This is a genomic window from Kitasatospora sp. NPDC088346 (assembly GCF_044740765.1).
Classification (GTDB): domain Bacteria; phylum Actinomycetota; class Actinomycetes; order Streptomycetales; family Streptomycetaceae; genus Kitasatospora.
The window spans coordinates 146,029-158,080 of the sequence record NZ_JBIURH010000003.1 but is presented as its reverse complement, the minus strand read 5'-3'; the positions used below and the strand labels follow the sequence as shown (position 1 = coordinate 158,080).

General features: G+C 72.5%; 10 protein-coding genes. 8 read left to right on the top strand and 2 right to left on the bottom strand.

What is annotated here, in order from left to right; genetic code table 11:
- Window positions 1-3: 3 nt before the first annotated feature.
- On the bottom strand, window positions 4-399 hold the full coding sequence (locus ACIOFR_RS06630; protein ID WP_400992990.1) for a hypothetical protein: 396 nt from the start codon (window positions 397-399) through the stop codon (window positions 4-6).
- A 248-nt stretch (window positions 400-647) separates the two neighbouring features.
- On the opposite strand from ACIOFR_RS06630, the gene groES reads away from it, so the two are divergent.
- From groES to ACIOFR_RS06615, 3 genes are all read left to right on the top strand, one after another.
- Window positions 648-953, top strand: a complete 306-nt coding sequence (gene groES / locus ACIOFR_RS06625) for a co-chaperone GroES (RefSeq protein ID WP_014136232.1) — start codon at window positions 648-650, stop codon at window positions 951-953.
- Window positions 954-1,053: 100 nt separating this feature from the next.
- Window positions 1,054-2,685: a chaperonin GroEL gene (gene groL, locus ACIOFR_RS06620; RefSeq protein WP_400992988.1), complete on the top strand. Its 1,632-nt coding sequence runs from the start codon at window positions 1,054-1,056 to the stop codon at window positions 2,683-2,685.
- 151 nt (window positions 2,686-2,836) lie between these two features.
- The gene (locus ACIOFR_RS06615) at window positions 2,837-3,832 is read left to right on the top strand and encodes a LysR family transcriptional regulator (protein WP_400992987.1); all 996 of its coding nucleotides are present in this window, start codon (window positions 2,837-2,839) and stop codon (window positions 3,830-3,832) included.
- A 98-nt stretch (window positions 3,833-3,930) separates the two neighbouring features.
- Here the strand turns inward: ACIOFR_RS06615 and ACIOFR_RS06610 are convergent, their stop codons facing one another.
- Window positions 3,931-4,257 carry a WhiB family transcriptional regulator gene (locus tag ACIOFR_RS06610; RefSeq protein WP_033817678.1) on the bottom strand — a complete coding sequence of 109 codons (327 nt, stop codon included), beginning with the start codon at window positions 4,255-4,257 and terminating at the stop codon, window positions 3,931-3,933.
- A gap of 526 nt (window positions 4,258-4,783) precedes the next feature.
- Here ACIOFR_RS06610 and ACIOFR_RS06605 point away from each other — a divergent pair.
- The 5 genes from ACIOFR_RS06605 (at window position 4,784) to ACIOFR_RS06585 (ending at window position 12,041) form a co-directional block, all read left to right on the top strand.
- Complete coding sequence (locus ACIOFR_RS06605; protein ID WP_014136228.1) at window positions 4,784-5,395, top strand: response regulator transcription factor; 612 nt, start codon at window positions 4,784-4,786, stop codon at window positions 5,393-5,395.
- Between the two features lie 253 nt (window positions 5,396-5,648).
- The gene (shbA, locus tag ACIOFR_RS06600; protein WP_400992985.1) at window positions 5,649-6,359 is read left to right on the top strand and encodes an RNA polymerase sigma factor ShbA; all 711 of its coding nucleotides are present in this window, start codon (window positions 5,649-5,651) and stop codon (window positions 6,357-6,359) included.
- 282 nt (window positions 6,360-6,641) lie between these two features.
- Window positions 6,642-8,144, top strand: a complete 1,503-nt coding sequence (gene guaB / locus ACIOFR_RS06595; protein ID WP_400992984.1) for an IMP dehydrogenase — start codon at window positions 6,642-6,644, stop codon at window positions 8,142-8,144.
- Between the two features lie 261 nt (window positions 8,145-8,405).
- Window positions 8,406-9,533, top strand: a complete 1,128-nt coding sequence (locus ACIOFR_RS06590) for a GuaB3 family IMP dehydrogenase-related protein (protein WP_400992982.1) — start codon at window positions 8,406-8,408, stop codon at window positions 9,531-9,533.
- A 360-nt stretch (window positions 9,534-9,893) separates the two neighbouring features.
- Window positions 9,894-12,041, top strand: coding sequence for a serine/threonine-protein kinase (locus tag ACIOFR_RS06585; RefSeq protein ID WP_400992981.1), 2,148 nt, complete (start codon window positions 9,894-9,896; stop codon window positions 12,039-12,041).
- The last annotated feature ends 11 nt before the right edge of the window (window positions 12,042-12,052 follow it).

Here is a 12,052-nt window from a genome sequence, read left to right as displayed (position 1 = left end):
CGATCAGCCGGCCACCAGGACCACCGCCAGCACCCCGGCCAGCAGGGTGAGCTGCACGGCGGCCGCGGCGCGGTGCCGCCGCAGGGCGAGCAGCAGGGCGCTGAGGGCCAGCAGCGCGCCGGTGCCCGCGGCGACCAGGGCGGGCGTGTGGCCGGGGTGCGGCCGGGCCGCCGCCGGCCCGCCGGAGGCCGGGTAGGCGATCCAGGGGAACGGGTGGCCGACGCCGGAGAGCAGCAGGAGGAGCACCGCGAGCCCGGCCAGCCAGACGTCCAGGGCGAGCACCAGCAGGCCGAGGGCGAGCCCGCCGTCCGGGCCGGCGCAGATCCGGCCCGCGGGGGCCGACCCGGCGTCAGGTCCGGTGCCGCGGGGGTGCGGTGGCGTCGGGGGCGAGGCGGACATCTCCGCAGTCTGCCCGCTCCCGGGCCGGTCGTACATGAGTACCGCTACTCAGTCGGTTTCGAACGACAGGCCGTGCCGTTGGCACTCTGGTTGACTGAGTGCTAACCGCCGCCTATGGTCATTCCTGGCACTCTCCCCAGGGTGAGTGCTAACGCGATGGAGCATGTCTGACCCCCGCGACGGCAGACCTGCGGACATCGCCACCTACCTGTTAGACAACCCCGTAATCTCCGAAGGGGAGCTCGGACGTGACCACCAGCAGCAAGGTTGCCATCAAGCCGCTCGAGGACCGCATCGTGGTCCAGCCGCTCGACGCCGAGACCACCACGGCCTCCGGCCTGGTTATCCCGGACACCGCCAAGGAGAAGCCCCAGGAGGGCGTCGTCCTGGCCGTCGGCCCGGGCCGCTTCGAGGACGGTCAGCGCCTTCCGCTCGACGTTGCCGTCGGCGACATCGTTCTCTACTCGAAGTACGGCGGCACCGAGGTGAAGTACCAGGGCGAGGAGTACCTGGTCCTCTCGGCTCGCGACGTTCTCGCCATCATCGAGAAGTAAGACGTTCCAGCCCGCCCCGGATCCGTGTCCTCCAGTGACAGGGGCCCGGGGCGTGGTTGTTGGCTCACGTAAACCAGGCACTTTCTGAGGAATCGGGATCATGGCGAAGACCCTGCAGTTCGACGAGGACGCCCGCCGCTCGCTGGAGCGCGGTGTGAACAAGCTGGCCGACACGGTCAAGGTGACCATCGGCCCCAAGGGCCGCAACGTCGTCATCGACAAGAAGTTCGGCGCCCCCACCATCACCAACGACGGTGTGACCATCGCGCGTGAGGTCGAGCTCGACGACCCGTACGAGAACCTCGGCGCGCAGCTGGTCAAGGAGGTCGCCACCAAGACCAACGACGTCGCGGGTGACGGCACCACCACCGCCACCGTGCTGGCCCAGGCCCTGGTCAACGAGGGTCTGCGCAACGTCGCCGCGGGCGCCGGCCCGGCCGCCCTGAAGAAGGGCATCGACAAGGCCGTCGCCGCCGTCTCCGAGCACCTGCTGTCCGTCGCCCGCGAGGTCGAGGGCAAGGACGACATCGCCGCCGTCGCCGGCCTCTCGGCCCAGGACACCCAGGTCGGCGAGCTCATCGCCGAGGCGATCGACAAGGTCGGCAAGGACGGTGTCATCACCGTCGAGGAGTCCAACACCTTCGGTGTCGAGCTCGAGTTCACCGAGGGCATGCAGTTCGACAAGGGCTACCTGTCCCCGTACTTCGTCACCGACGCCGAGCGTCAGGAGGCGATCCTCGAGGACCCGTACATCCTGATCAACCAGGGCAAGATCTCCTCCATCCAGGAGCTCCTCCCGCTGCTGGAGAAGATCCTTCAGGGTGGCACCTCCAAGCCGCTGCTGATCATCGCCGAGGACGTCGACGGCGAGGCGCTGTCCACCCTGGTGGTCAACAAGATCCGTGGCACCTTCAACGCCGTCGCCGTGAAGGCCCCCGGCTTCGGTGACCGCCGCAAGGCGATCCTCGGCGACATCGCCGTCCTCACCGGCGGCACCGTCATCTCCGAGGAGGTCGGCCTCAAGCTCGACCAGGTCGGCCTGGACGTGCTGGGCACCGCCCGCCGTGTGACCGTCACCAAGGACGAGACGATCCTGGTCGACGGCGCCGGCGACCACGACGCCGTGACCGGCCGGGTCGGCCAGATCAAGGCCGAGATCGCCGCCAGCGACTCCGACTGGGACCGCGAGAAGCTGCAGGAGCGCCTGGCCAAGCTGGCCGGCGGCGTCTGCGTCATCAAGGTCGGCGCCGCCACCGAGGTGGAGCTCAAGGAGCGCAAGCACCGTCTGGAGGACGCCATCTCGGCGACCCGCGCGGCCGTCGAGGAGGGCATCGTCGCCGGCGGTGGCGCCTCCCTGGTGCACGCCGCCAAGGTCCTGGAGGGCGGCCTCGGCCTGTCCGGCGACGAGGCCACCGGTGTCGCCGTCGTCCGCAAGGCGCTGGCCGAGCCGCTGCGCTGGATCGCCCAGAACGCCGGCCTGGAGGGCTACGTCATCACCTCCAAGGTCGCCGACCTGGAGGCCGGCCACGGCTACAACGCCGCCACCGGCGAGTACGGCGACCTGGTGAAGGCCGGCGTCATCGACCCGGTCAAGGTCACCCGCTCCGCCCTGGAGAACGCCGCCTCCATCGCCTCCCTGCTGCTCACCACCGAGACCCTCGTGGTGGAGAAGAAGGAAGAGGAGGAGGCCGGTCACGGTCACTCCCACGGTGGCCACGGCCACGCCCACTGACCCCGGTCGGTAGTCTCGGAGGCCCGGCGGCGCCCTGTGGCGCGGCCGGGCCTCCGGCGTGTCCGGGGCCGGTGGGGTTCCCGATCGGGCCGGTACGGCATTGCCATCAGTAGAATTTTGTGAAGCGCAAAGCCTGCCTTATAACTGAGGCATGATCGAGGCCCGCCACCTCCGTGTCCTGCGCGCCGTCGCCCGGACCGGTTCGTTCTCCGCCGCCGCGCGCGAGCTGGGCTGCACCCAGCCCGCCGTGAGCCAGCAGATGAAGGCCCTGGAGAAGGCGGTGGCCACCCCGCTGGTGGTGCGATCGGGCCGCGGGATGCAGCTGAGCGAGGCCGGCCGGGTGCTGGTGAAGCACGCCACCGGGATCCTCGCCGGGCTGTCTGCCGCCGAGGACGAGGTCGCGGCGATCGCCGGGCTGAGGGCCGGACGGGTGCGGTTGGTGTCGTTCCCGACCGCGAGTTCCACCCTGGTGCCGCCCTCGGTCGCCCGGTTGCGTGCGGCCCATCCGGGGGTCCGCGTGTCGCTGGTGGAGGCGGAGCCGCCGGAGTCGCTGGCGATGCTGCGCGCCGGGGAGTGCGAGGTGGCGCTGGCCTTCCGCTACCCGCACTCGCAGGGCGGCGCGCCGCAGGCCTCCCCGCACGCCACCGCCCGTGAGGCGCGTGCCGAGGCGACCCTGGAGGCCGCGGCCTCCGCGGCGGCCACCGACTGGTCCGACCTGGTGGTCCGCCCACTGCTGGACGACCCGCTGGTGGGCGTGGTGCCCGCCGCGCACCCGCTCGCCGCCGCCGGGCGCCCGGTGGACCTGGCGGAGCTGTCCGGGGAGCAGTGGATCGCCGGCTGCCCGCAGTGCCGGGGGCACCTGGTGGAGCTGTGCGAGGCGGCCGGCTTCGAGCCGCGGATCGACTTCGCCACCGACGACTACCCCGCGGTGGTCGGCCTGGTCGCGGCCGGTCTCGGGGTGGCGGTCCTGCCGGGGCTGGCACTGGACCCGGTGCGCCACGCGGGCGTGGCGACGGTGCCGGTACGGGCCGCCTCCGGCGGTCCGGCGGTGCGCCAGGTGGTTGCGCTGACCCTGCCGGACCTGGCCGAGGTGCCGGCGGTGGCGCTGATGCTGGACCGGCTCACGGCCGTGGCCGCCGCACGCTGAGGGCGGGCGACCCCGCGGGTGTCGTGGCACTCCGGCGGGTCCAACGGGCTTCGTTCGGAAGCTTCTGAAGAAACGTTTCCCCTGCTATCGGTGCGGCGTCAGTGCCGCAGTCCGGCCGGCCTGGTCAGCTGAACCTCCGCCAGGCGGTGCCGGGCGCGCCCGAGCAGCTCCTCGCGTTCGTCCTCGGTGAGGCCGCCCCAGACCCCGTAGGGCTCGCGCACGGCGAGGGCGTGGGCCGCGCACTGCGCCCGTACCGGGCAGCGCATGCAGACCTCCTTGGCACTGGCCTCGCGCGAGCTGCGGGCCGCCCCGCGCTCGCCCTCGGGGTGGAAGAAGAGCGAGCTGTCGACGCCGCGGCAGGCGGCGGAGAGCTGCCAGTCCCAGAGGTCTGCGTTGGGGCCGGGGAGGCGGGAGAAATCTGCCATGGCTCATTCCCTTCAAGGACTCGGACCCGTCGGTTCGGCGAGGCGGCGATGGACCGGTACGGACACCTGGAAATATGACTTACGGCTCCTTCTGGAACAAGTCATCCACAGTCCGGCACAACAGTCAATGACCGTAGATAAGCTATAAAAACGGGCAAAAGGGGCAGGACGTTTGAGTGGTCGCGGTCTGGCAACCGGGTGGCCCCGGGTGCGCCGCAGTCCGCTCCGTGGCGCGCGTGGCGCGCGCACCGCGCACGGCCAGCACAAAAGTGCGGCGTGTGCACCGCGAGGTGGGTGATCGGTAACGGTCCGGCCACGTACAGTGGTGGAGATGGCTCTGAAGGCCGTAACTCATTCGAGTGACGGTCGTTGGATGTGCGGAGGCGGTTAGCGGGCGCTGGACGTCGGGAACGATCGCGGGGACACCGGCGATCCGTACGAGGTCCGTCGCCAATCGGCCGTGTCGGAGAGTGTTCGTACCAGCCAGGAGGCTCAACGTGACGCGGATCTGCTGCGGAGGACGGTCATGACATCCGTACTCGTCTGCGACGATTCCCCGCTCGCCCGGGAGGCGCTTCGCCGGGCGGTCGCGACCGTGCCCGGTGTCGACCGGGTGACCACTGCGACGAACGGTGAGGAGGTCCTCCGCCGCTGGGTGGCCGACCGTTCCGACCTCGTCCTGATGGACGTCCGGATGCCCGGCCTCGGCGGGGTGGAGACGGTGCGGCGGCTGCTGTCCGCCGATCCGGGCGCCCGCATCATCATGCTCACCGTCGCGGAGGACCTGGACGGCGTCGCCCTCGCGGTGGCCGCCGGGGCCCGCGGCTACCTGCACAAGGACGCCTCGCGCGCCGAGCTGCGGGCCACCGTCACCCAGGCGCTCGCCGACCCGACCTGGCGGCTCGCCCCCAGGCGGCTGCGCAGCCCCGACATGGGGGCGGCCCCGACCCTGACGGCGCGTGAGATCCAGGTGCTGGAGGGGATGAGCCACGGCCGCAGCAACGCCGAGATCGGCCGGGAGCTGTTCCTCTCCGAGGACACCGTGAAGACCCACGCGCGCCGGCTCTTCAAGAAGCTCGGTGCCTCGGACCGCGCCCACGCGGTGGCGCTCGGCTTCCGTTGGGGTCTGGTCCGCTGAGCCCCGCTCCGGCTGGGTATCCGACACGGTGACCGCACGGGCGTGTGACGTTGTCGTCCCGAGGCTGCACCATGGAGATGTGGAGCACCTCGGGGACCAGCGGACGGGTGCTGCGGAGACAGGAGTTGCCGCAGCAGGCGGCAGCCCGTGGGGCGGGAGGCGGCACGTGCGCACAGTGGCGACGCATAACGTTCCGATGCACAAGTCCGGACGCGGTGCCGCGTTTTCCGCGTCGACCAGGCACCATGGACCGATGCGTGACGACGAGGCCAGCGCTTCGGGCGAGGCTCAGCCCGAGCCGGCCCAGGCCGACGAGGCCGTCCCCGACGGCCAGGGCGTGGACCAGTCGTACGCGGAAACGCCCGAGGTCAGGCCGCCCGTGCTGGGCGGCGGCACCTCCCCGCTGGTCGCCTCGCTGGTCGCGGCGGCCGTCCGCGGCGAGGGCCCGGCGATCGACGCCCTGCTCGCCTACGTCCACCCGCTCGCCCTGCGCTACTGCCGGGGACGGCTGGTCCGGCTCCCAGGCGGGGCGCGGCACCACGTGGACGACGTGGTGCAGGAGGTCTGCGTGGCGGTGCTCTGCGCACTGCCGCGCTACCGCGACACCGGCCGCCCGTTCGAGGCGTTCGTGTACGGCATCGCCGCGCACAAGATCGCCGATCTGCAGCGGGCGGCGATGCGCGGTCCCGGCTCCACCGTCATCCCGCAGGACGACCTGCCCGAGACGCCGGACGAGTCGCTCGGCCCGGAGGAGCGGGCGCTGCTCAGCAGCGACGCGGCCTGGATCCGCGAGCTGCTCTCCAACCTGCCGGCCCGCCAGCGCGAGCTGGTGCTGCTCCGGGTGGCCGCCGGACTCTCCGCGGAGGAGACCGGCGAGGTGCTGGGGATGTCGCCGGGCGCCGTCCGGGTCGCCCAGCACCGGGCGCTCAGCCGGCTCCGGGCGCTCGCGGAAGAGTCCTCCTGAGATCGGTGTTGTCAAGGGGGCGCGAGTCGATACTCCGCGACACCAGTACCATGGGGTATCGGCACCTGGTCAGGTTGCCAAAGTTCCGTGGGCGCGTGCGGGGTTCCGTCGGAGGTTCCTCCAGTCGCCCGGCGTCTTGGTGGCCAAGCCCTGTGCCGGTGCGCGCGGGTGGGACGAGGCTGTACCGCGGCCGTCCTCCCGGCTGAGAGAGCTACGCGGCCCGGTGAACCCCATGCCGGCCGTGCCAGAGATCGACGGCCAAGCCACGGAAGGTCCCTTCAGATGTCTTACAACGCCGCAGGCGTACCCGAGAAGTTCGCGATGCTCGGGCTCACGTACGACGACGTCCTGCTGCTGCCCGGGGCCTCCGAGGTGCTGCCCAACCAGGTCGACACCTCCTCTCGGGTGTCCCGCAACGTCCGGGTGAACATCCCGCTGCTGTCGGCCGCGATGGACAAGGTCACCGAGTCGCGGATGGCCATCGCGATGGCCCGCCAGGGCGGCGTCGGCGTGCTGCACCGCAACCTCTCGGTCGAGGACCAGGTCAACCAGGTCGACCTGGTCAAGCGCTCCGAGTCCGGCATGGTGACCGACCCGATCACGGTCGGCCCGGAGACCACGCTGGCCGAGGCCGACGCGCTGTGCGCGAAGTTCCGGATCAGCGGCGTGCCGATCGCCGACCCGGACGGCAAGCTCCTGGGCATCGTCACCAACCGGGACATGGCCTTCGAGTCGGACCGGCACCGCAAGGTCCGCGAGATCATGACGCCGATGCCGCTGATCACCGGCAAGGTGGGCATCTCCGGCGAGGACGCCATGGCGCTGCTCCGCCGCCACAAGATCGAGAAGCTGCCGCTGGTCGACGACGAGGGCCGGATCAAGGGCCTGATCACGGTCAAGGACTTCGTCAAGGCGGAGAAGTACCCGAACGCGGCCAAGGACGCCGAGGGCCGGCTGCTGGTCGGTGCGGCCGTCGGCGCCAGCGCCGAGGCCTTCGACCGCGCCCAGGCGCTGGTCGGCGCGGGCGTCGACTTCCTGGTCGTGGACACCTCGCACGGCCACAGCCACAACGCGCTGGCCTGGATCGAGAAGATCAAGTCCGCCGTCGCGGTCGACGTGGTCGGCGGCAACGTGGCCACCCGTGACGGCGCGCAGGCGCTGATCGACGCCGGCGTGGACGGCGTCAAGGTCGGCGTCGGCCCCGGCTCGATCTGCACCACCCGCGTGGTCGCCGGGATCGGCGTCCCGCAGGTCACCGCGATCTACGAGGCCGCGGTCGCCTGCCGGGCGGCCGGCGTGCCGGTGATCGGCGACGGCGGCCTGCAGTACTCCGGTGACATCGGCAAGGCGCTCGCCGCCGGTGCCGACACCGTGATGCTCGGTTCGCTGCTGGCGGGCTGCGAGGAGTCCCCGGGCGAGCTGATGTTCATCAACGGCAAGCAGTTCAAGTCCTACCGCGGCATGGGCTCGCTGGGCGCCATGCAGTCGCGCGGCCAGGGCCGCTCGTACTCCAAGGACCGCTACTTCCAGGCCGAGGTCGCCTCGGACGACAAGCTCGTCCCCGAGGGCATCGAGGGCCAGGTGCCCTACCGGGGCCCGCTGTCCGCCGTGCTGCACCAGCTGGTCGGCGGTCTGCGCCAGACCATGGGCTACGTCGGCGCCGCGTCCGTCGCCGAGATGGAGAGCAAGGGCCGGTTCGTCCGGATCACCTCGGCGGGCCTCAAGGAGAGCCACCCGCACGACATCCAGATGACCGTCGAGGCCCCGAACTACACCAGCCGCTGACCCGCGGCTCCAGGGCCCGTCACCGCTCGCGCGCGGTGGCGGGCCCTTCGCCGTACGCCCGGCCGTTGATCTCCACCACCGCTCCCGCGGTCCGGGTCGTCACCGGCGGGACCCGGTCCGGGACACGGCTCGTCCCGGTGGGATGGGCGGGCCGCCCGTCCGTCCCTCGGCCGGGTGCCGCGCGGGGGCGGGCCGGTACGGGATACTGGGGGGCGGCCGGGGTGACCCGGCAGGCAGATGCAAGCAGCAGAAGGGCTCGAAGTGACTGAGATCGAGATCGGGCGTGGCAAGCGCGGCCGCCGGGCGTACGCCTTCGACGACATCGCCGTCGTCCCCAGCCGCCGTACTCGTGACCCGAAGGAGGTCTCGATCGCCTGGCAGATCGACGCCTACCGCTTCGAGCTGCCCTTCCTGGCGGCCCCGATGGACAGCGTGGTCTCGCCCGCGCAGGCGATCGCCATCGGCCAGCTCGGCGGCCTCGGGGTGCTGAACCTCGAAGGCCTGTGGACCCGGTACGAGGACCCGCAGCCGCTGCTGGACGAGATCGCCACCATCACCGACGAGGCCGCCGCCACCCGGCGCCTCCAGGAGATCTACGCCGCGCCGATCAGGGCCGAGCTGATCGGGCAGCGGATCAAGGAGGTCCGCGACTCCGGCGTCGTGACCGCCGCCGCGCTCTCCCCGCAGCGCACCGCCGAGTTCTCCAAGGCCGTCGTCGACGCGGGCGTGGACGTCTTCGTGATCCGCGGCACCACGGTCTCCGCCGAGCACGTCTCCGGCGCGGCCGAGCCGCTCAACCTCAAGCAGTTCATCTACGAGCTGGACGTCCCGGTGATCGTCGGCGGCTGCGCCACGTACACCGCCGCCCTGCACCTGATGCGCAGCGGCGCGGCCGGCGTGCTGGTCGGCTTCGGCGGCGGCGCCGCCCACACCACCCGCAACGTGCTCGGCATCCAGGTGCCGATGGCGACCGCCGTCGCCGACGTGGCCGCGGCCCGCCGCGACTACATGGACGAGTCGGGCGGCCGGTACGTGCACGTGATCGCGGACGGCGGTGTCGGCTACAGCGGCGACCTGGCCAAGGCCGTCGCCTGCGGCGCGGACGCGGTGATGATCGGTGCCGCGCTGGCCCGGGCCACCGACGCGCCCGGCAAGGGCTACCACTGGGGCATGGAGGCCGTGCACGAGGAGCTGCCGCGCGGCAAGGTGGTCGACCTCGGCACGGTGGGCACCACCGAGGAGATCCTCACCGGTCCGTCGCACACCCCGGACGGCACCATGAACCTGTTCGGCGCGCTGCGCCGGGCCATGGCCACCACGGGCTACTCGGAGCTCAAGGAGTTCCAGCGCGTCGAGGTCACCGTCAACCCGGGTGTGCACCACCGCTGACGGGTCGTCGTTCCGGGCCGGGCCCCCGCCGTGCGGCGGGGGCCCGGCCGCGTTCCACGGGCCGTCAGGTGTGGTCATGGTGCGCTCCTCGGGGAGAGTCTGTGCGCGGCTCCGGGCCGCGACGGCTGTTTCCGGTCACGGGTCGGGTACGGAATGCCCGGTTCCGGTACGGATCTTCGTCCTCAACCCCGGGGCGGGTGGTCGGGGACCGAAGGAACAGGAGATGATGGAGACTTGGCGTCTCGGAGCCGGGCGCCGGGTGCGCGGGTGATGTCCCCGGGTAGTACCCGCGCCGGCCGATGCGCCGTCACTTCGACCGCCAGCAGCACGCGGGCCAGCAACACTTGGGGGAGCGCACCGATGACTCAGGCGCAGGAGTCCACGGGCCGACTGCTGGCCGGGCGCTACCGGCTCAAGGCCGTGCTCGGCAGCGGCGGCATGGGTACCGTCTGGCGGGCCGAGGACGAGATGCTCGGCCGGATCGTCGCGGTCAAGGAACTGCGCATGCACGGCGGGGTGGACGAGGACGAGAAGCACCGCCTGATCGTCCGTACCCTGCGCGAGGCCAAGGCGACCGCCCGGATCCGGCACACCGCCGCCGTCACCGTCTTCGACGTGGTCGAGGAGGACGAGCGGCCCTGGATCGTCATGGAGCTGGTCGAGTCCCGCTCGCTGGCCGAGGTGATCAAGGACGACGGGCCGGTCACCCCGGTCCGCGCCGCCGAGATCGCGCTCGAACTGCTCGGGGTGCTCGGCGCCGCGCACAGCCACGGCATCCTGCACCGGGACGTCAAGCCGTCCAACGTGCTGATCGGCGAGGACGGCCGGGTGGTGCTCACCGACTTCGGCATCGCCAGCGTCGAGGGCGACACCTCGATCACCTCCACCGGCATGCTGGTCGGCGCTCCCTCGTACATCTCGCCCGAGCGCGCCAAGGGTCACAAGCCCGGCCCGCCGGCCGACCTGTGGTCGTTGGGCGGCACGCTGTACGCGATGGTCGAGGGCAAGCCGCCGTACGACCGGGGGTCGGCGCTGGCCACCCTCACCGCCGTGATGACCGAGGACCTGCCCGCCTCCGAGAAGGCCGGGCCGCTCTGGCCGGTGATCGAGGGGCTGCTGGAGAAGGACCCGGCGCTGCGGCTGGACGCCTCGGAGACCCGGTCGATGCTCAGGCGGATCGTCGCGGCGGGCGTGACCCGGGCCGAGGCCACCACCCAGCAGGCCGTGCCGGTGAAGGCCGCCGACGAGGTACCGGCGGGGAAGACCGAGGACAAGGCCGGGGCGAAGGCCGACGCGAAGCCCGGCGCGAAGGCCGCCGACGCGAAGGCCGACGCGAAGCCCGGCGCGAAGGCCGCCGACGCGAAGGCCGACGCGAAGTCGGGTGCGAAGTCCGGGGCGGGCGCCGCGAAGCCGAAGCCGGTGCCGGTGGCCGCGGCGGACCCGAAGCCCGAGCCGGGCACCGGGTCGAAGCCGGCGTCCGGGGCGGCCGCGAAGGGCGCCGCCGGCGCCGCCGCCGGGTCGGCGGTGAAGCGGCCCGCGCCGGCGCCCGCGGCGAAGGCCGAGCCCGCAGCGGCGATGGGCCTGATCGGGACGGTCCGGGTCGGCAGCCGCGCCGGTGAGCCCGCGCCGATCCCGGCGCCGCCGCTGACCGTGCCCGTCGCCCCGGCCCCGGCCACCGAGGTGCTGCCGGCCGTCGCCCCCGCCCGGGACCGCCGCCGGCTGGGACTGGCAGTCGGCGCGGTCGTGTTCGTACTGGCGCTGATAGCCGTGATCGCTCTGGCGCTGCACGGCGGCGGCGGGCGGAGCACGGCCGACGCGCCCGCGCAGGTCGGCCCGGCCCCCGGCTCCACCGCACCCGACCAGACGGCCGGCTCGGGCGGCACGGCCGGGACGGGCGCGGCGGGCGGCCAGGCGGTCTCGCCGGCCGCGACCCCGGCGACCCCCGCCCCGTCGCCCTCCGGAGGCACCGGAGGCGCCGGAGGCGCGGGTGGCACCGCGCCGGCCGGAGCGACGAGCGGCGGCGGCACCTCGCCGAGCTCGGCGGCCCCGGCCGTGCCGCCCGTCTCCCAGGGAGCCGCGGTGCCGGCGGGCTACACCCTCTACCAGGACGGCTTCTCGATCGCGCTGCCGGATTGGCTGAAGCTCGACTCCTCCTCGTCCACCCGCCGGACCTTCAAGGGCAACGGCTCCACCCTGGTCGTGGAGTGGACCACCACCCCCGGGGCCAACGCGCTGAAGGACTGGCAGGAGCAGGAGCACTCGGCCCGGTTCGACAACTACCAGCGGGTCGGGATCACCGCCGCACCGTTCCGCGGCTGGACCAACTCCGCCGACTGGGAGTGGACGTTCACCCGCTCCGGCACGGCCATGCACGCGGTCAACCGCGGTTTCGTCACCGGCAAGTACGGCTACGCGATCTACTGGACGATGCCGGAGTCGGACTGGAGCGGGCAGCAGGCCACCACCGCCCGTCAGGTCTCGTACGACACCTTCCAGCCGGCGCCCTGACACTGCGCTCC

Bases quoted from the DNA above. Each gene is read 5' to 3' on its own strand.
- guaB (WP_400992984.1), top strand. From the start codon at position 6,642: ATGTCTTACAACGCCGCAGGCGTACCCGAGAAGTTCGCGATGCTCGGG.
- ACIOFR_RS06605 (WP_014136228.1), top strand. From the start codon at position 4,784: ATGACATCCGTACTCGTCTGCGACGATTCCCCGCTCGCCCGGGAGGCG.
- ACIOFR_RS06585 (WP_400992981.1), top strand. From the start codon at position 9,894: ATGACTCAGGCGCAGGAGTCCACGGGCCGACTGCTGGCCGGGCGCTAC.
- ACIOFR_RS06630 (WP_400992990.1), bottom strand. From the start codon at position 399: ATGTCCGCCTCGCCCCCGACGCCACCGCACCCCCGCGGCACCGGACCT.
- groL (WP_400992988.1), top strand. From the start codon at position 1,054: ATGGCGAAGACCCTGCAGTTCGACGAGGACGCCCGCCGCTCGCTGGAG.
- shbA (WP_400992985.1), top strand. From the start codon at position 5,649: ATGCGTGACGACGAGGCCAGCGCTTCGGGCGAGGCTCAGCCCGAGCCG.
- ACIOFR_RS06610 (WP_033817678.1), bottom strand. From the start codon at position 4,257: ATGGCAGATTTCTCCCGCCTCCCCGGCCCCAACGCAGACCTCTGGGAC.
- ACIOFR_RS06615 (WP_400992987.1), top strand. From the start codon at position 2,837: ATGATCGAGGCCCGCCACCTCCGTGTCCTGCGCGCCGTCGCCCGGACC.